A 17,585-nucleotide genomic window follows, 5' to 3' on the forward strand; every position below is an offset into this window, starting at 1 on the left:
GTCTGAAGAAAAAAGCGTCGATGTCCGGCGCCGGGTCCCCACCCGCGCCGTGCCGTTCTGTCCGCGTACGTCCGTCGCGTCCGCCCGCGTACGTCCCTCGCGAGCTTTCGCTACGACCCGTAGCGTAATGGCAATGAGGGGTCGGGCGACACCGCGTTCCGGTGATCTCCCTCACGACGCCACGGATCCGGCCGCCAGCGGCCGGTTATGGTCGGGGGATGCAGAGCCGCACCCCCGCCAGCCGCCCCGGGCGCCCGCGCAGCGCCACCGCGGACGCCGCGATCCTGGCGGCGACCCGGGAAGCGCTGGTGGAGCTGGGCTGGTCCAAGCTCACGCTCCAGGACGTGGCGATGCGGGCGGGGGTCGCGAAGACCACGCTGTACCGCCGCTGGGCCGGCAAGAACGAGCTGGTCGTCGACGCGGTCGCGGAGCTCTTCGACGAGCTGCGGCTGCCGGACGCGGGCAGCCTGGCCGCGGACATCGAGGGCGTGGTCCTCCAGTTCGCGGCGCTCCTGGACCGTCCCGAGTGCCGCAGCGGTCTGATGGCGGTGGTCGCGGAGTCGACCCGCGACGAACCCCTGCGCGAACGCATCCGCGCCTCGGTCGTGGAACGCCAGAAACGCCTGGTCGTCGAGGGGCGCTCGCGCGCCCAGGCCCGCGGTGAACTCCCCCCGGAATCCGACCCCGAGGAGACCGCCCGCACCATCGACCTCACCTTCGACATGGTCGCCGGCGCCGTCGTCCACCGGACCCTGGTCAGCGGCAAACCGGCCGACGGCCCCTGGATCCGGAGCTTCATCAGGGTGCTGCTGCTGGGGTTGTCGGCCCCGGCGTGACGGCCCGGGACCGTTCCCCGAAGCGGCCGGAACGGTCCGGACCGACGCACGTTCCGGCCGCGCCCGGACGTTCACGCCCCCCCACCCGGCTCCGACGGACCCGCCACCGGCCCGAACCGCCTCGGCCCGGCCCCGGTCCGGTCCGACGAACACCGGGCCCCTGCCCGCGTCCTCTGGTACCCGGCCGGAAGGGACCGGTTCCGCCCATCACGCATCGCGCTCCGGTCCCACGCGATGACCGGTCCGGCCGCAGGGCCGCGTCAGAAGCCCCGCCGGCCACGGCTCCGCGGCCCTCGCCCGGCCGGACCCCCGCCGTCTCGCGCGGCCCGACCGCCCTCAGAACCCCGCCGGTTCGGTGTACGCGCCCCACTCGTCGCGCAGGACGCCGCAGATCTCGCCGAGGGTCGCCTCCGCGCGGACCGCGGACAGCATCGGCTCGATCATGTTGGAGCCGTCGTGGGCGGCGGTGAGCAGGGCGGCGAGGGAGGCGCGTACGGCACTCTCGTCGCGCGCCGCCCTGCGGTCCCCGAGGATCTGGACCTGGGCCCGCTCCACCTCATGGCTGACCCGCAGGATCTCCAGTTCGCCGGTGACGGAACCGGTGTGCGCGTTGACGCCCACGACCTTCTTCTCGCCCTTCTCCAGGGCCTGTTGGTAGCGGAAGGCGGACTCGGCGATCTCCCCGGTGAACCAGCCGTCCTCGATCCCGCGCAGGATCCCGGAGGTCATCGGGCCGATGGGATGCCGCCCGTCCGGATGGGCCGCGAGCCCCCGTTCCCTGATCTGCTCGAAGATCTTCTCCGCGGCCGCCTCCATACGGTCGGTCAGCTGCTCGACGTACCAGGCGCCGCCCAGCGGATCCGCCACCCCCGCGACCCCGGTCTCCTCCATCAGCACCTGCTGGGTGCGCAGCGCGATCTCCGCGGCCCGCTCGCTGGGCAGCGCCAGCGTCTCGTCCAGGGCGTTGGTGTGCAGCGAGTTGGTCCCGCCGAGCACCGCGGCCAGCGCCTCCACCGCGGTGCGCACCACGTTGTTGTACGGCTGCTGCGCGGTCAGCGAGACCCCGGCGGTCTGCGTGTGGAACCGCAGCCACTGTGCCTTCTCGCTCCGCGCGCCGTACACGTCCCGCAGCCAGCGCGCCCAGATGCGCCGCGCGGCACGGAACTTGGCGATCTCCTCGAAGAAATCGACATGGGCGTCGAAGAAGAACGAGAGGCCGGGCGCGAACACATCGACGTCCAGGCCCCGGCTCATCCCCAGCTCGACGTACCCGAACCCGTCCGCGAGCGTGTACGCCAGCTCCTGCGCGGCCGTCGCCCCCGCCTCCCGGATGTGGTAGCCGGAGACCGACAGCGGCTTGTAGGCGGGGATGCCGGCGGCGCAGTACTCCATGAGGTCGCCGATGAGGCGCAGATGCGGCTCCGGCTGGAAGAGCCACTCCTTCTGGGCGATGTACTCCTTGAAGATGTCCGTCTGGAGCGTGCCGTTGAGGACCGAGGGATCCACGCCCTGCCGCTCGGCGGCGACCAGGTACATGCAGAAGACGGGCACGGCGGGCCCGCTGATCGTCATCGACGTGGTGACCTCGCCGAGCGGGATGTCCTTGAACAGGACCTCCATGTCGGCGGCCGAGTCGATCGCCACCCCGCAGTGCCCGACCTCGCCGAGCGAGCGGGGGTCGTCCGAATCCCGGCCCATCAGCGTGGGCATGTCGAACGCCACGGACAGCCCGCCGCCGCCCGCGGCGAGGATCATCTTGTAGCGCTCATTGGTCTGCTCGGCGTTGCCGAACCCGGCGAACTGCCGGATGGTCCAGGTGCGCCCGCGGTAGCCGGTCGAATGGAGCCCCCGGGTGAACGGGTACTCCCCCGGCCAGCCGATCCGCTCGAATCCCTCGTACGTGTCCCCGGGCCGCGGCCCGTACACCGGCTCCACGGGATCCCCGGAGAGCGTGGAGAAGTCAGCGTCACGCTTGCGCGCGGCGTCGTATCGGGCCTGCCAGCGCCGGCGGCCCTCCTCGATGGCGTGAGGGTCCATACCATCGAATTTACTTGGACGTCCTAGTACATGTCGATGGCAGAGCCGCCGTACGGGTGGGTACGGCGGCTGCGACCGGGTGTCGCGGCGGGCCTACGCCTCGGCGACGGCCGGGGTGCGACCGGCGATCCTGCCGTCCAGCTCCCGGCTGATCTTCCGCTCCACGAAGAAGGCGGCGGTCGGGATGGTGCCCGCGAGCAGCACCCACAGCTGCTTGCCGACCGGCCACTTCGCCTTGGAGCCCAGGTCGAAGGCGAAGACCAGGTAGACGACGTACAGCCAGCCGTGGGCGATGGCGATGACACGGGTCATGTCGGCCGCGCCGCTGATGTCCAGCCCGTACTTCGCGATCATGCTCAGGCACAGGAGCACCAGCAGGACACCCGTGGTGTAGGCCATGACGCGGTAGCGGGTCAGCACGCTTTTCTTCATGGAGTCGAGCGTAACCACCCGTTCCGGGAGATCTTGCCGGGGGTCACCCCTCGTCGAAGTCCAGCGCCGCGATCCGCAGCGGGCGGAACATCGCGAAGATCTCCCGGCACTCCTCCGCGTCGTACGCCCCGAGACCGAAGTCCATGGCCATGAGGTCGTGGGAGGCCGCGTCGACCACCTCGCGGCCCTTGTCGGTGATCACGGCGAGGGTGCCGCGCCCGTCGTTGGGGTTGGGCCGCTTGGCGACCAGGCCGGACTTCACCAGCCGGTCGACGGTGTTCGTCACGGAGGTGGGGTGCACCATGAGCCGCTCGCCGATCTTGGACATCGGCAGCTCGCCGGCCTTGGAGAAGGTGAGCAGCACCAGCGCCTCGTAGCGGGCGAACGTCAGCCCGTACGGCTTGACCACCGCGTCCACCTCGGCGAGCAGGATCTGCTGGGCCCGCATGATCGAGGTGATCGCGGCCATGGACGGCACATTGCCCCAGCGCTGCTGCCACAGCTCGTCGGCGCGGGCGATGGGGTCGAACGGGAGGCTGAGAGGCTTCGGCACGTCATCAGACCCTACCCGCCGGTCATATGCCGGTCAGCTCCGTCTCATCTTTCGGCCATGGCGGGCCGCTTCCTCCCGCCGCCCACCTCGGCCACCACCCCTCGCCGCCCGGCCCGGCCACCGTCCCTCACCGCCCGGCGCGCCGCAGACGATGCCGTACGGCCCGCTGCGCGACCGGCCCCAGCTCCTCCAGCGCCGCCACCAGCGCGGCCAGCTGGTCCAGCGCCGCGAGCGCCGCCTGCGCCCCCTGCGCGTCGGCCCCCTCGTACAGCTCGATCCCCACGAACGACGCGGCCACCGCCCGCGCGAGCCCCGCGGGGTCGACGAACTCGGCGACCGGGGTCCCGGCGAGCACCCGGGTGAGCACCTGTTCGATCTCGGCGATCCACAGCCGCAGCCCCGCCGCCGTCGCGGGCCCGAGCGCCGCGTGCGTGGGGGCGCCGGCGAGCAGCTGGCCCAGAAGGGCGACATGGCCGCCGTCCCGCTCGCTCGCATGGATCTCCCGGCCGACGGCGAGCAGTCCGGACAGGGAGGTGACCGCGGCGAGCCGCTCCCGGTAGCGGTCGACCGCCTGCTGCGCGCCGTACCGGCAGGCCGCCGCGAGCAGCTCGTCCACCGTGCCGAAGTGGTAGAAGACCAGCGCCTGGTTGACGCCGGCCGCCGCGGCCACCGTACGGGCCGAGGTCTTGGCGATGCCCTGCTCGGTGAGCGTGCGCAGGGCGCCCTCCAGCAGCTTGGTCCTGGTCTCCCGGGCCTTCGGCGTCTCGGGGCTCACGCGGGCGCCTCCCCGCGCTGCTGGAGGGTGCGCAGCAGCCGCGGTGCCCGGATCCGGGTGGCGGGGGCGCGCAGGCAGCGGCGGGCGGCCGGGGTGCAGGCGAGCGGCGACTTGAACAGGGCGAGGCAGACCGCGGCGAGCAGCAGCACCGGGCACAGGTAGGCCATGGCGGCGGCGAACGATCCGAACAGGCGCGTCAGCCGTTCAAGGCGCAGCCCGCCGAGGCACGCGGTGAGCAGCAGGAGGCGTACGGCGATCTCGGCGAGCCAGTTGCACAGGGCGCGCTCGGGGGTGATGCCGCGCTCCAGCCAGAGCCGGAGCCGGTCGAAGGACCAGGCGGTGGCCCAGTCGAGCAGCGGGCGCACCAGCAGGCGGTCGGCGGTGGCGCCGAGGGCTCCGCCGCGGGGGCGGTAGTCGTAGCCGGTGAGGAAGCGCACACCCCGGTCGTCGGGGACGTAGCGCCAGTAGCCGCTGCCCTCGGCGATCAGACCGAGGGGGTGCGTGGAGGAGAAGCACAGGGCGGAGGCGCGGGTGCCGTCGGGGCGTTCCTTCTCGCCGGCCGAGACGCCGGTGCCGCAGAGGGTGAGAAAGGGGGGCAGGCGCGCGGTGAAGCGGAAGGGGCGCGGCTCGCCGGGGGCGCTCGGGAGGTGGTGGAGCTCGGTGACGAGCAGGTACCAGCGGCGGTGCAGGACGGGGTCCTGGGTGTGCGCCCACAGTCTGTCGAGGTCGGCGCGTATGTGTGTCTCCGTATAGAGACCCATGGTGTTCCCCCACGTCAGGCCGCTGGTTGAGCGACCGCTCAAAGGATCTTCGAGAAGACGGTACTTCCTTTGAGCGGTCGCTCGAAACTACTGGCCCGCCAGGTGGCGTTCGACCGTCTCCACCTTGGAGGTGAGTCCGTCGGTGACACCGGGGCGGATGTCGGCCTTGAGGACGAGGGAGACGCGCGGGGCGCGCGCTTCCACGGCGGCGACGGCGCGCCGGACGACGTCCATGACCTCGTCCCAGCTCTCGCCCTCGATCGAGGTGAACATGGCGTCGGTGCGGTTCGGCAGGCCGGACTCGCGGACCACGCGGACGGCTTCGGCGACGTACTCCCCGACGTCCTCACCGACACCGAGGGGGGTCACGGAGAAGGCGACGATCATGCGTTCACGACCCCTTCCTTGCGGGCGCGGGCGGCGGTCACGGCGGCCTCGGCCTCGCGGCGCAGCTTGCGCTCGGCGAAGAAGCCGCCGGTGGGCAGCACCGACAGGACGAAGTAGAGGGCGGCGGTGCCGGGGCTCCACTTGGCGCGGTTCCAGGCGTCCGCCCAGAAGAGCACGTACAGGACGAACAGGACACCGTGGATCGCGCCCATCACGGGCACCGCGTTGAAGTCCGTGGTCCGCTTCAGCACCGAGCAGACGAGCAGGACGATGAAGGACACGGCCTCGGGGGCGGAGACGAGGCGGAGGCGGCGGATGGCGGTGGCGGTCTTGATGTCCACGGGTCACCTTCGGTGGGAGTTGCGAGGAGTGGCGGCCGGCCGGGTCCGGCGGTCGCCGGTCCGGGGTTGCCGGACCGAGGTGTTCGGTCCGGCGGTTACGGAGCGCCGTCGGGGGGCTACCGGTTTGTGAACGCACGCACAAGCGTGCCGCCATTGTGGCAAACCGCGCCCCTAGGGGTCCGCTCAGGGTGCGGCTCCACCCGCGGGTGCTGTTCGGTCCACCCGCGCTGCCGCTACTTTCGCAGCGTGGCGATGTTCCGATTGCAGGGCAGCAAGGTGCTCGCCGTCGAGATGACCGGGGACGCCGTGAAGGCGAAGAACGGCTCGATGGTCGCGTACGACGGGCAGATGTCGTTCAAGAAACTCACCGGGGGTGGGGACGGGCTGCGCGGGATGGTGACCCGCCGGCTCACCGGTGAGCAGATGGCGGTGATGGAGGTGAAGGGGCATGGGACCTGCTGGTTCGCCGACCGGGCGACCGAGATCAATCTGGTGCGCCTCCAGGGCGAGAAGCTGTACGTGGAGTCGAGCAACCTGCTGGTGACGGACGCGGCGCTGCGTACGGGCACCACGTTCACCGGGCTGCGCGGCGCCTCCCAGGGCAACGGCCTGTTCACCACGACGGTGGAGGGGCACGGACAGGCGGCGATCATGTCCGACGGCCCCGCGGTGGCACTCCGGGTCAGCCCCCAGTACCCGCTGACCGTCGACCCGGGGGCCTATGTCGCCCATCAGGGCAATGTCCGGCAGTCCTTCCAGTCCGGTGTGACGTTCCGCACCTTCCTCGGGGAGGGCGGCGGCGAGGCCTTCCAGATCCGCTTCGAGGGGGACGGCCTGGTGTACGTGCAGCCGAGCGAGCGGAACACGATCGCGGGGGACCTGTGAGATGACCTTCCGAGAGATCAACTCCAAGATGGTGGAGGCGACCGTGCTCCCCGGGCAGCGGCTGTTCAGCCAGCGCGGGGCGATGCTCGCCTACAAGGGGGACGTGTCCTTCGCGCCCAACATCCAGGGCGGCCAGGGCGGGGTGATGTCCATGCTGGGGCGCCGGGTGTCCGGCGAGGCGACCCCGCTGATGACCGTCGAGGGCAGCGGCACGGTGTTCTTCGGGCACGGCGGCCATCACATCCATGTCATCCACCTCACCGGCGACACCCTGTACGTGGAGGCGGACCGCCTGCTCGCCTTCGAGGGCACACTGCGCCAGGGCACGATGTTCATGGGCTCGCAGGGCGGGGTGATGGGCCTGGTGCGCGGCCAGGTCACCGGCCAGGGGCTGTTCACCACCACCCTCCAGGGCCAGGGCGAAGTCGCCGTGATGGCGCACGGCGGCGTCTTCGAGCTGCCGATCAGCCCCGAGCGCCCGGTGCATGTGGACCCCCAGGCCTACGTCGCCCACCACGGCGACGTGCGCAACCGGCTGTCCACCGCCCTCGGCTGGCGCGAGATGGTGGGCCGCGGCTCCGGCGAGGCGTTCCAGCTGGAGCTGAGCGGCAGCGGCACGGTGTACGTCCAGGCCTCGGAGGAGAAGCTGTGAGCGCGTACTCAGGCACCTACGGCACCGCCGGCCCCGGCGGCCCGGTGGTGTACGACCCGATGACCCTGCCCGTCGACGACAACGTGAACAGCTACACGTTCTGCGTCGAGCTCAAGGACGGGCAGTGGTTCCTCCAGAAGGGGAAGATGATCGCCTACTACGGGGCGATCGAGTTCAACGGCATTGGACACGGCCGGCTCGACCATCTGGTGCGCACCTCGTTCCATTCGCCACTGCACGCGAGCGACTGGGTCGTGGCGAGCGGCTCGGGCAAGATGCTGCTCGCCGACCGGGCCTTCGACGTCAACTCGTACGACCTGGACGACGGGAACTTGACCATTCGCGCGGGCAATCTGCTCGCTTTTCAGCCAAGTCTTGCGCTCAAACAATCGATCGTGCCGGGTTTTCTGACCCTCATCGGAACCGGAAGATTCGTGGCCGCGTCCAACGGACCGGTGGTGTTCATGGAGCCTCCCCTGCGGGTGGATCCCCAGGCACTCGTCGGCTGGGCCGACTGCCCCTCCCCGTGCCATCACTACGACCATGGGTACCTGACCGGTGTACTGGGCGGACTCCGTGCGATGACGGGCCTGGGCGGGGTTTCCGGGGAGGAGCACCAGTTCGAGTTCGTGGGCGCCGGGACCGTGCTGCTCCAGTCCTCGGAGGCGCTGATGGCGGAGGCCGACACGGGGGTCGTACCGTCCGATCCGGGCACTCCGGGCGGTGGCGTACCGGGGCGGCCCGGACACGGTCCGCAACCACCCGGTGCACCGCGTCTTCCCGGACAGCTGGGGGACCTCCAGCGTCGCTTCGGGCTGTGAGCGGTAGTCTGCGGAGTGTGACGTCGAACGCGTGCGCACAGTCACACCACCCGAAGTAGTTCGCCATTCAACTTCTTAGGTAGACTTCATTCATGGAGACCGAAACGGCCACGCGCTGGCTGACCGATGCGGAGCAGTGCGCCTGGCGCACCCACCTGGAGGTCAACAGGCTGTTGACGTACCAGCTGGAGAAGGATTTGCAGCCGTTCGGCCTGACGATGAACGATTACGAGATCCTCGTGAACCTGTCCGAGTCGGAGGACGTGCGGATGCGGATGAGCGACCTCGCCTCCGCCACGCTCCAGTCCAAGAGCCGGCTCTCGCACCAGATCACGCGGATGGAGAACGCGGACCTCGTGCGCCGCGAGAATTGTGAATCGGATCGGCGGGGGCTGTACGCGGTGCTCACGGAGCACGGCATGGAGACGATGAAGAAGGTGTCGCCGCACCATGTGTCCTCGGTGCGCCGGCACTTCATCGACCTGCTCTCACCGGAGGCCCTGGTGGAGCTGGACAAGGCACTGAAGCCGATCGCGGAACACCTGCGGGGACAGCGGGGGCGCCCCTAGGCAGCGCGGTCCCGCGCCCCGAGAGGGGCGCGGGACCGCGCGATCAGGCACGACGCGGCGACAGGCCACCGGCCCCGGCCATGACGGCGGACGCCAGAGCCGTGCTGCCGGCCACCAGGAAGCAGACCCCCAGCGGTACCCGGCCGATCAGCAGCCCCGTCGCCAGCGCCCCTGCCGAACTGCCCGCGTTCACCCCCATGTTGACCCACGCCCCGGCCTGTGTACGGGACTCGGCGGTCACGGACTCGTCGGCCGCGAGGTACGCCGTCGTCAGGGTCGGCGCGACGAAGACCCCGGCCAGGGCCAGCGCGGCGGTGAGCATCCAGAGGTCGGGCGCGAGGCCCGCCACCGCGACGACCAGGCCCAGGGCCACCGAGAAGCGCACCAGCCGGGTGCGGGCGGGCGCCGTCCACCGCACCGCCCCGTTCGCGAGGCCCCCCAGCGCGCTGCCCGCGGACAGCGCCCCGAGGACCCACGGCACGAGATCGGTGTCGTACGCGTGCGCGGAGGCGTAGGCCATGGTCAGCAGGTCCACCCCGCTGAGGGTCAGTCCGACGCACAGGGCGACGGCGGCGGGGGCGAGCAGACCGGAGACTCCCCCGGGCCGCGCGCCCCGGGTGGCGGGCCGGGGACCCGGCAGCACCGGTGAGGCGACGAACACCCCGGTGCCGGCCACGATCAGCAGCGCGCTGAGCAGGATCCCGGTGGCCGGCGGGGCGAACCCGGTCAGGACACCGACCAGGACCGGCCCGGAGACGAAGAGCAGTTCCTCGGCGACGCCGTCGAGGCTGTAGGCACGCTGCAACAGATGCCGGTCGGGGGCGAGTTCGGCCCACAGCGCGCGCATCGTCGGCCCGAGCGGCGGCGTGCACGCGCCGGCGAGTGCCGCGACCGCGGCGAGCAGGGCCACCGGCGCGCCGGGACGCCAGGTCAGGGCGGCGAGCAGGGTCAGCAGGGCGCCGTACAGCAGCGCCATGGGTGCGAGGGCGCGGCGCGGTCCGTGCCGGTCGATCAGGGCGCCGCGCACCGGCATCAGGAAGACCGACGCGGCGCCGAACAGGGACATCACCGTCCCGGAGACGGCATAGGAGCCGGTGGCGCGGGTGACGGACAGCATCACCGCGAGGGACACGGTGCCGTAGGAGAGACGGGCGGTCAGGGCCGCGGTGAAGGCGCGGCGGGCGCCCGGAAGGCGCAGCACGGCGGCGTACGAAGGCCGCACGGGAGCATGCGTGGACATGCGGGAAGTTCCTCTGACAGAGGCGGGAAAAGGGCATGCCGAGGCACGCGAGCGCCGGAGAGGTCACGGCGTCGCGTGCGGGGCGGGCCCTATGCCAAGAGGAGGAACACGCAGGACAAGTTAGCCGCAGGCGCCCGGAGTTGGCCAGGCTCAGCCCTGGGTGATCCCCGCCACCAGCTCGTCGGCGGCGCGGTACGGGTCGAGTTCGCCCGCGACGATCCGCTCCGCGAGGGCGTCGAGGCGGCGGTCGCCGTGCAGATCGCCGATGCGCTCCCGCAGCGCCGTCATCGCGATGCTCTCCACCTCGCGGGCCGCGCGGACGCGCCGGCGTTCGGTGAGGACCCCGTGCTCCTCCATCCAGGCGCGGTGCTTCTCCAGCGCCTCGACCACCTCGTCCACGCCCTCGGCGCGGGAGGCGACCGTCTTCACGATCGGCGGCCGCCAGTCGCCGGGGCGGCGGGCCTCGCCGAGGCCCAGCATGTGGTTCAGCTCGCGGGCGGTGGCGTCGGCGCCGTCCCGGTCCGCCTTGTTGACGACGTAGACGTCGCCGATCTCCAGGATGCCCGCCTTGGCGGCCTGGATGCCGTCGCCCATGCCCGGGGCCAGCAGCACCACGCTGGTGTCCGCCTGGGCGGCGATCTCCACCTCGGACTGGCCCACGCCCACCGTCTCGACCAGGACCACGTCGCAGCCCGCCGCGTCCAGCACGCGGATCGCCTGCGGGGCGGACCAGGCGAGGCCGCCGAGGTGGCCCCGGGTCGCCATGGAGCGGATGTAGACGCCGGGGTCGGAGGCGTGCTCCGACATGCGCACCCGGTCGCCCAGCAGGGCGCCGCCGGAGAAGGGCGAGGACGGGTCGACGGCGAGGACGCCGACCCGCTTGCCCTGCTTGCGGTACGCCGTGACGAGCGCGGAGGTGGAGGTCGATTTACCGACGCCCGGTGAGCCGGTCAGGCCCACCACATAGGCGTTGCCGGTCAGCGGGGCCAGCGCCGCCATGACCTCCCGCAGCTGCGGGGACGCCCCCTCCACCAGGGAGATCAGCCGGGCCACGGCCCGCGGCCTGCCTTCCCTGGCCTGGTCCACCAGAGAGGAGACGTCCTGCATCGCACAGCTCCGTTCACTTCACCGACCTGACGGAAGGGCTCAGGCCTTCGGTACCCGCACGATCAGCGCGTCACCCTGGCCGCCGCCACCGCACAGCGCGGCCGCTCCGATGCCGCCGCCCCGGCGCTTGAGCTCCAGCGCCAAGTGGAGCACGAGGCGGGCGCCGGACATGCCGATCGGGTGGCCGAGCGCGATCGCGCCGCCGTTGACGTTCACCTTTTCCGTGGACACACCGAGGTCCTTCATTGACTGCACGGTGACGGAGGCGAAGGCCTCGTTGATCTCGATCAGATCGAGGTCGGCGACCTCCTTGCCCTCCTTCTTGAGGGCGTTGAGGATCGCGTTGGACGGCTGGGAGTGCAGCGAGTTGTCCGGGCCCGCCACATTGCCGTGCGCGCCGATCTCGGCGAGCCACTCCAGGCCCAGCTCCTCCGCCTTGGCCTTGCTCATCACGACCACGGCGGCGGCGCCGTCGGAGATCTGCGAGGAGGTACCGGCGGTGATGGTGCCGTCCTTGGTGAAGGACGGGCGCAGCTTGCCCAGGGTCTCCACGGTGGTGTCGGCACGGATGCCCTCGTCCTTGCTGAACAGGATCGGGTCGCCCTTGCGCTGCGGGATCTCCACGGGGGTGATCTCCGCCTCGAACACGCCGTTCTTCTGCGCGGCGGCGGCCCGCTGGTGGGACAGGGCGCCGATCTCGTCCTGCGCCAGGCGGCCGATGCCGAGCCGGGTGTTGTGGTGCTCGGTGGACTCGCCCATGGCGATGGCCTCGAACGAGTCGGTCAGACCGTCGTGCGCCATCGAGTCGATCATCTCGATCGAGCCGTACTTGTAGCCCTCGCGGGACTTGGGCAGCAGGTGCGGCGCGTTGGTCATGGACTCCATGCCGCCCGCCACGACGATGTCGAACTCGCCGGCGCGGATCAGCTGGTCGGCCAGGGCGATCGCGTCGAGCCCGGACAGGCACACCTTGTTGACGGTGAGGGCCGGGACGCTCATCGGGATGCCGCCCTTGACGGCCGCCTGGCGGGCCGGGATCTGGCCCGCGCCGGCCTGGAGCACCTGGCCCATGATCACGTACTGCACCTGGTCACCGCCGATGCCCGCGCGGTCCAGGGCCGCCTTGATCGCGAAACCGCCCAGGTCGGCCGCGGAGAAGGACTTCAGCGAGCCCAGCAGCCGCCCCATGGGCGTACGGGCGCCCGCGACGATCACCGAGCTGTTCGTTCCAGAAGACATGAGGTGCGATCCCCTTCCAGCTACGCAGAGCCGAGGAGTGAACGAGGGTTTACATCGAATGTACTGAGAGTCACTCAGTGCCGTCATCGCCCTGTCGGTGTGATCGCGCGCACGTTGCGTAACCACCGCCGTGGCGCTGCACTGAAACCATGCTGACGCGAATCGACCACATCGGGATCGCCTGCCACGACCTCGACGCCACTGTCGAGTTCTACCGGGCCACCTACGGCTTCGAGGTGTTCCACACCGAGGTCAACGAGGAACAGGGCGTGCGCGAGGCCATGCTCAAGATCAACGAGACCTCGGACGGCGGCGCCTCCTACCTCCAGCTCCTGGAGCCGACCCGCGAGGACTCCGCGGTCGGCAAGTGGCTGGCCAAGAACGGCGAGGGCGTGCATCACATCGCCTTCGGCACGGCGGACGTCGACGCCGACTCCGAGGACATCCGGGGCAAGGGCGTACGGGTGCTCTACGACGAGCCGCGACGCGGTTCCATGGGCTCCAGGATCACCTTCCTGCACCCCAAGGACTGCCATGGTGTCCTCACAGAACTGGTGACTTCGGCGCCTGTTGAGTCTCCCGAGCACTGACCGCCGTACATAAGGGCCGGTAGGGTTGGGGGCGGTCGTCCCGCGAACCGGGGCGGCCGCATGCCGGGGTCCGGGTTTCGGGGGACGTGCGTCGGGGCAGCAGGCCGTGCTCCGCCGTGGATCTGACACCATTTCCCCGGGGGCCCCGTTCGGCGGTTGGACGTGGCTCGTTGGAGAAGCTGACCAGGGGACGGATGGGACCGCGCAGTGCGGGGCTACGAGAGCCAGGAGCGAGAGCCGGCGGCTGACGACGTCGACCACCTCTCTCGGTTCGAGGCCGATATGAAGCGGCTGAGGACCGAGCGGGAGAAGGCGATCCAGCACGCCGAGGACCTCGGCTACCAGGTCGAGGTGCTGCGCGCCAAGCTGCACGAGGCGCGCCGCACCCTGATGACCCGTCCCGCCTTCGACGGCGGCGACATCGGCTACCAGGCCGAACAGTTGCTCCGCAACGCCCAGATGCAGGCGGAGCAGCTGCGGCAGGACGCCGAGCGTGAGCTGAGCCAGGTCCGCGCGCAGACCCAGCGGATCCTCCAGGAGCACGCCGAGCAGGCCGCGCGGCTCCAGGCCGAGCTGCACCAGGAGGCGGTGACCCGGCGCCAGCAGCTCGACCAGGAGCTGGCCGAGCGCAGGGCGACCGTCGAGTCGCACGTCAACGAGAACGTGGCGTGGGCCGAGCAGCTGCGCGCCCGTACCGAGCAGCAGGCCCGCCGACTCCTCGACGAGTCGCGCGCGGAGGCCGAGCAGGCGATGGCCGCGGCCCGCGCGGAGGCCGAGCGGCTGACCCGGGAGGCCCGGGACCGGCTGCGCGGCGAGGCCGAGGAGGCCCGTTCCGAGGCCGAGCAGATCCTGCGCCGGGCCCGTACCGACGCCGAGCGGCTGCTGAACGCCGCGTCCACGCAGGCGCAGGAGGCCACCGAGCACGCCGAGCGGCTGCGCACCACCACGGCGACCGAGTCGGACGCCGCCCGCCGGCAGGCGAGCGAGCTGAGCCGGGCCGCCGAGAAGCAGATGGCCGAGGCGGAGGAGGCGCTGCGCAAGGCGCAGTCCGAGGCCGAGAAGCTGGTCACCGAGGCCGAGGAGGCCGCCGCCAAGAAGCTGGCGAGCGCCGAGGCCGCCAACGAGACCCGCACCCGCACCGCCAAGGAGCAGGTCGCGCGGCTGGTCGGGGAGGCGACGAAGGAGGCCGAGGCCACCCGTTCGGACGCCGAGCAGCTGGTGGCGGACGCGCGCGCCGAGGCGGAGAAGATCCTCGCCGAGGCCGCGGAGAAGGCCCGTACGGCCACCGCCGAGGAGACCGCGACCCAGCTGTCCAAGGCGGCCAGGACCGCCGAGGAGGTCCTCAACAAGGCGTCGGAGGACGCCCAGCGGACCACCAGGGCGGCGGCCGAGAAGGCCGAGCGGATCCGCAAGGAGGCCGAGGCCGAGGCGGACCGGCTGCGGGCCGAGGCGCATGACATCGCCGAGGAGCTCAAGGGCGCGGCGAAGGACGACACCGAGGAGTACCGCGCCAAGACGGTCGAGCTCCAGGAGGAGGCCCGCCGGCTGCGCGGCGAGGCCGAGCAGCTGCGCTCCGACGCGGTGGCCGAGGGCGAGTCGATCCGCGCGGAGGCGCGCCGGGAGTCGGTCACCAAGATCGAGGAGGCGGCCAAGTCCGCCGAGGAGCTGCTGGCCAAGGCCAAGGCGGACGCCGACGAGCTGCGGCAGAAGGCGACCGCCGACAGCGAGAAGGTCCGCACCGAGGCCATCGAGCGCGCCACGGCGCTGCGCCGGCAGGCCGAGGAGACCCTGGAGCGCGCCCGCGCGGAGGCCGAGCGACTGCGCACCGAGGCCGACGAGCGGGCCGAGTCCGTCAGGGCGGACGCCGAGAAGGCGGCCCTGGAGCTGCGCGAGGAGACCGACAAGGCGGTCGAGGCGCGGCGCGCGGAGGCCGCCGAGGAGCTGACCCGGCTGGGGACCGAGGCGCAGGAGCGGCTCACCTCGGCCGAGCAGGCGCTCACCGAGGCCCGCGAGGAGGCCACGGGGATCCGCAAGGAAGCCGCCGAGGAGGCGGAGCGGCTGCGTACCGAGGCCGCCGAGCGGATCCGGGCGCTCCAGGAGCAGGCCGAGACCGAGGCGGAGCGGCTGCGCGACGAGGCGGCGGCCGACGCGTCCGCGTCCCGCGCCGAGGGCGAGGCCATCGCCGTACGGCTGCGTGGTGAGGCCGCGGCCGAGGCGGAGCGGCTGAAGACGGAGGCGCAGGAGAGCGCCGACCGGATGCGCGCGGAGGCGCAGTCCGCCGCCGAGCGGCTGGCCGCCGAGGCGTCCGAGACGCTGGCCGCCGCGCAGGAGGAGGCCGCCCGGCGCCGCCGCGAGGCCGAGGAACTGCTGGGCGCGGCCCGCGAGGAGGCCGAGGAGGAGCGCCGGCGGGCCCGCGAGCAGAGCGAGGAGCTGCTGGCCTCGGCGCGCAAGCGGGTCGAGGACGCGCAGGCCGAGGCGGTCCGTCTGGTCGAGGAGGCCGAGCGGCGGGCCGGTGAGATGGTGTCCGCCGCCGAGCAGCACGCGCAGCAGGTGCGGGACTCCGTCGCCGGGCTGCACGAGCAGGCGCAGGAGGAGATCACCGGGCTGCGCTCGGCCGCCGAGCACGCGGCGGAGCGTACGAAGCGGGAGGCCGAGGAGGAGTCCGAGCGGCTGCGGGCCGACGCGCACGCCGAGCGGGAGCGGGCGAGCGAGGACGCCGGGCGGCTGCGGCAGGAGGCGCAGGAGGAGTCCGCGGCGGCCCGGGAGCTGGCCGAGCGCACCCTCGCGGAAGCGGCGGCGGAGGCCGAGCGGCTGCGTTCGGACGCGGGAGAGTACGCGCAGCGGGTGCGTACCGAGGCGTCCGACGCGCTGGCGGAGGCCGACCAGGCGGCGGCGCGGACCCGGGCGGACGCCCGTGAGGACGCCAACCGCATCCGTTCGGACGCGGCGACGCAGGCCGACACGCTCATCACGGAGGCCCGCAAGGAGGCCGAACTCCTCCAGACGGAGACGGTCGCGGAGGCGGAGCGGCTCCGGACGGAGACCGCCGCCGAGGCCGAGCGCGTGCGCACGGAGTCCGTGGCGGAGGCCGAGCGGGTGCGCACGGAGTCCGTGACCGAGGCGGAGCGGGTGCGCACGGAGTCCGTCGCCGAGGCCGAGCGGGTGCGGGCCGAGGCGCGGGCCGCCGCGGACCAGCTGGTCGGCGAGGCCGGCACGGAGGCGGAGCGGCTGCGGGCCGAGGCCGCCGAGACCGTGGGTTCCGCGCAGGCGCACGCCGAGCGGACCCGGGCCGAGGCCGAGCGGGTCAAGGCGGACGCGGCGGCGGAGGCCGAGCGGCTCCTCGGTACGGCGCGCGAGGAGGCCGAGCGGACACTGGACGAGGCCCGCCAGGACGCCAACAAGCGGCGTTCGGAGGCGGCCGAGCAGGTCGACAAGCTCATCGGCGAGACCACGGCGGAGGCCGACAAGCTGCTCACCGAGGCGCAGCAGCAGGCGCTGAAGACCACGGCGGACGCCGAGGCGCAGGCCGACAGCATGGTGGGCGCGGCCCGCAGCGAGGCCGAGCGGATCGTCTCCGAGTCGACCATCGAGGGCAACTCCCTGGTGGAGAAGGCCCGGACGGACGCGGACGAGCTGCTGGTGGGCGCCCGCCGGGACGCGACCGCGATCCGGGAGCGGGCGGAGGAGCTGCGCGAGCGGGTCACCGCCGAGATCGAGGAGCTGCACAGCCGGGCCCGCCGCGAGGCCGCCGAGACGATGAAGTCCACCGGCGACCGCTGCGACGCACTCATCAAGGCCGCCGAGGAGCAGCTGGAGAAGGCCCAGGCGAAGGCGAAGGAGATGCTCTCGGACGCCGACTCCGAGGCGGGCAAGGTGCGCATCGCGGCCGTCAAGAAGGCGGAGGGCCTGCTGAAGGAGGCCGAGCAGAAGAAGGCGCGGCTGGTCAAGGAGGCCGAGGAGCTCAAGGCGGAGGCGATCCAGGAGGCGCGGCGCTCGGTCGAGGAGGGCAAGCGCGAGCTGGAGGTCCTGGTGCGCAGGCGCTCGGACATCAACGCCGAGATCTCCCGTGTCCAGGATGTGCTGGACGCGCTGGAGTCCTTCGAGACGCCGGGTGCGGGCAAGGACGGTTCGGCCAAGGCAAGCGCGACGGTCGGCGCCCCCCGATCGGGTGGCAAGTCGTCAGACAGCTAGCATCCGAGGGGTGTTTCGGTGTCGACTGAGGGCTTTGCCCTGCTCATTGGCAAGTCCTCTGACGGTCAGCCACTCAAAAGAGGTGTCATTCTCCAGATCAAACACGTATCCGCTCGATGACACACCGCTTCGGCGCCTAGGATTCCCCCTATCACCTCACCGGTCTCAT

The 17,585-nt window shown here is 72.0% G+C and carries 17 protein-coding genes; 7 read left to right on the forward strand and 10 right to left on the reverse strand.

Annotated features, from left to right (window positions below; genetic code table 11):
• The first annotated feature begins 218 nt into the window (after positions 1-218).
• Positions 219-836: a TetR/AcrR family transcriptional regulator gene (locus tag HEP81_RS13055; protein ID WP_037656446.1), complete on the forward strand. Its 618-nt coding sequence runs from the start codon at positions 219-221 to the stop codon at positions 834-836.
• 336 nt (positions 837-1,172) lie between these two features.
• On the opposite strand, the gene HEP81_RS13060 is transcribed toward HEP81_RS13055, so the two are convergent.
• The 7 genes from HEP81_RS13060 to HEP81_RS13090 all read right to left on the reverse strand — a co-directional run bounded on the left by HEP81_RS13060 (position 1,173) and on the right by HEP81_RS13090 (position 6,122).
• Positions 1,173-2,873, reverse strand: a complete 1,701-nt coding sequence (locus HEP81_RS13060) for a coenzyme B12-dependent isobutyryl-CoA mutase large subunit (protein ID WP_037656447.1) — start codon at positions 2,871-2,873, stop codon at positions 1,173-1,175.
• Between the two features lie 93 nt (positions 2,874-2,966).
• On the reverse strand, positions 2,967-3,305 hold the full coding sequence (locus tag HEP81_RS13065; protein ID WP_037656448.1) for a DUF3817 domain-containing protein: 339 nt from the start codon (positions 3,303-3,305) through the stop codon (positions 2,967-2,969).
• A 43-nt stretch (positions 3,306-3,348) separates the two neighbouring features.
• On the reverse strand, positions 3,349-3,858 hold the full coding sequence (locus tag HEP81_RS13070) for a MarR family winged helix-turn-helix transcriptional regulator (protein WP_037656450.1): 510 nt from the start codon (positions 3,856-3,858) through the stop codon (positions 3,349-3,351).
• 127 nt (positions 3,859-3,985) lie between these two features.
• Positions 3,986-4,633, reverse strand: coding sequence for a TetR/AcrR family transcriptional regulator (locus tag HEP81_RS13075; RefSeq protein ID WP_037656451.1), 648 nt, complete (start codon positions 4,631-4,633; stop codon positions 3,986-3,988).
• A complete protein-coding gene (locus tag HEP81_RS13080) occupies positions 4,630-5,394 on the reverse strand; it encodes a hypothetical protein (RefSeq protein WP_037656452.1) in 765 nt (254 codons plus the stop codon). The genes HEP81_RS13075 and HEP81_RS13080 overlap by 4 nt, the downstream gene beginning before the upstream one ends.
• An 87-nt stretch (positions 5,395-5,481) precedes the next feature.
• Entirely contained in the window at positions 5,482-5,781 is a 300-nt protein-coding gene (locus HEP81_RS13085) for an MTH1187 family thiamine-binding protein (RefSeq protein ID WP_037656453.1), read from the reverse strand.
• Positions 5,778-6,122, reverse strand: coding sequence for a DUF3817 domain-containing protein (locus HEP81_RS13090; protein WP_037656454.1), 345 nt, complete (start codon positions 6,120-6,122; stop codon positions 5,778-5,780). Before HEP81_RS13090 ends, HEP81_RS13085 begins: the two co-directional genes overlap by 4 nt.
• 252 nt (positions 6,123-6,374) lie before the next feature.
• Between HEP81_RS13090 and HEP81_RS13095 the strand changes: the two genes are divergently transcribed.
• The 4 genes from HEP81_RS13095 to HEP81_RS13110 all read left to right on the forward strand — a co-directional run bounded on the left by HEP81_RS13095 (position 6,375) and on the right by HEP81_RS13110 (position 9,049).
• Positions 6,375-7,007: an AIM24 family protein gene (locus HEP81_RS13095; protein WP_037656455.1), complete on the forward strand. Its 633-nt coding sequence runs from the start codon at positions 6,375-6,377 to the stop codon at positions 7,005-7,007.
• A 1-nt stretch (position 7,008) separates the two neighbouring features.
• A complete protein-coding gene (locus HEP81_RS13100; RefSeq protein WP_037656456.1) occupies positions 7,009-7,659 on the forward strand; it encodes an AIM24 family protein in 651 nt (216 codons plus the stop codon).
• A 59-nt stretch (positions 7,660-7,718) separates the two neighbouring features.
• A complete protein-coding gene (locus HEP81_RS13105) occupies positions 7,719-8,480 on the forward strand; it encodes an AIM24 family protein (protein WP_051850207.1) in 762 nt (253 codons plus the stop codon).
• Between the two features lie 92 nt (positions 8,481-8,572).
• Entirely contained in the window at positions 8,573-9,049 is a 477-nt protein-coding gene (locus HEP81_RS13110; RefSeq protein WP_037656459.1) for a MarR family winged helix-turn-helix transcriptional regulator, read from the forward strand.
• Positions 9,050-9,092: 43 nt separating this feature from the next.
• Here the strand turns inward: HEP81_RS13110 and HEP81_RS13115 are convergent, their stop codons facing one another.
• From HEP81_RS13115 to HEP81_RS13125, 3 genes are all read right to left on the reverse strand, one after another.
• Positions 9,093-10,289, reverse strand: a complete 1,197-nt coding sequence (locus tag HEP81_RS13115) for an MFS transporter (RefSeq protein ID WP_037656460.1) — start codon at positions 10,287-10,289, stop codon at positions 9,093-9,095.
• A gap of 150 nt (positions 10,290-10,439) precedes the next feature.
• On the reverse strand, positions 10,440-11,396 hold the full coding sequence (gene meaB, locus HEP81_RS13120) for a methylmalonyl Co-A mutase-associated GTPase MeaB (protein ID WP_037656461.1): 957 nt from the start codon (positions 11,394-11,396) through the stop codon (positions 10,440-10,442).
• A gap of 39 nt (positions 11,397-11,435) precedes the next feature.
• Positions 11,436-12,635: an acetyl-CoA C-acetyltransferase gene (locus HEP81_RS13125; RefSeq protein WP_037656463.1), complete on the reverse strand. Its 1,200-nt coding sequence runs from the start codon at positions 12,633-12,635 to the stop codon at positions 11,436-11,438.
• A 149-nt stretch (positions 12,636-12,784) separates the two neighbouring features.
• On the opposite strand from HEP81_RS13125, the gene mce reads away from it, so the two are divergent.
• Positions 12,785-13,225: a methylmalonyl-CoA epimerase gene (gene mce / locus HEP81_RS13130; protein WP_037656464.1), complete on the forward strand. Its 441-nt coding sequence runs from the start codon at positions 12,785-12,787 to the stop codon at positions 13,223-13,225.
• Positions 13,226-13,432: 207 nt separating this feature from the next.
• Positions 13,433-17,416, forward strand: a complete 3,984-nt coding sequence (gene scy, locus HEP81_RS13135; RefSeq protein ID WP_037656465.1) for a polarized growth protein Scy — start codon at positions 13,433-13,435, stop codon at positions 17,414-17,416.
• The last annotated feature ends 169 nt before the right edge of the window (positions 17,417-17,585 follow it).

It is taken from the genome of Streptomyces griseofuscus (assembly GCF_014673495.1).
Classification (GTDB): Bacteria; Actinomycetota; Actinomycetes; order Streptomycetales; family Streptomycetaceae; genus Streptomyces; species Streptomyces murinus.

Bases quoted from the DNA above. Each gene is read 5' to 3' on its own strand.
- HEP81_RS13115 (WP_037656460.1), bottom strand. From the start codon at position 10,289: ATGTCCACGCATGCTCCCGTGCGGCCTTCGTACGCCGCCGTGCTGCGC.
- HEP81_RS13095 (WP_037656455.1), top strand. From the start codon at position 6,375: ATGTTCCGATTGCAGGGCAGCAAGGTGCTCGCCGTCGAGATGACCGGG.
- HEP81_RS13100 (WP_037656456.1), top strand. From the start codon at position 7,009: ATGACCTTCCGAGAGATCAACTCCAAGATGGTGGAGGCGACCGTGCTC.
- HEP81_RS13125 (WP_037656463.1), bottom strand. From the start codon at position 12,635: ATGTCTTCTGGAACGAACAGCTCGGTGATCGTCGCGGGCGCCCGTACG.
- HEP81_RS13080 (WP_037656452.1), bottom strand. From the start codon at position 5,394: ATGGGTCTCTATACGGAGACACACATACGCGCCGACCTCGACAGACTG.
- HEP81_RS13065 (WP_037656448.1), bottom strand. From the start codon at position 3,305: ATGAAGAAAAGCGTGCTGACCCGCTACCGCGTCATGGCCTACACCACG.
- HEP81_RS13105 (WP_051850207.1), top strand. From the start codon at position 7,719: ATGACCCTGCCCGTCGACGACAACGTGAACAGCTACACGTTCTGCGTC.
- HEP81_RS13060 (WP_037656447.1), bottom strand. From the start codon at position 2,873: ATGGACCCTCACGCCATCGAGGAGGGCCGCCGGCGCTGGCAGGCCCGA.
- mce (WP_037656464.1), top strand. From the start codon at position 12,785: ATGCTGACGCGAATCGACCACATCGGGATCGCCTGCCACGACCTCGAC.
- meaB (WP_037656461.1), bottom strand. From the start codon at position 11,396: ATGCAGGACGTCTCCTCTCTGGTGGACCAGGCCAGGGAAGGCAGGCCG.
- HEP81_RS13055 (WP_037656446.1), top strand. From the start codon at position 219: ATGCAGAGCCGCACCCCCGCCAGCCGCCCCGGGCGCCCGCGCAGCGCC.
- HEP81_RS13110 (WP_037656459.1), top strand. From the start codon at position 8,573: ATGGAGACCGAAACGGCCACGCGCTGGCTGACCGATGCGGAGCAGTGC.
- HEP81_RS13085 (WP_037656453.1), bottom strand. From the start codon at position 5,781: ATGATCGTCGCCTTCTCCGTGACCCCCCTCGGTGTCGGTGAGGACGTC.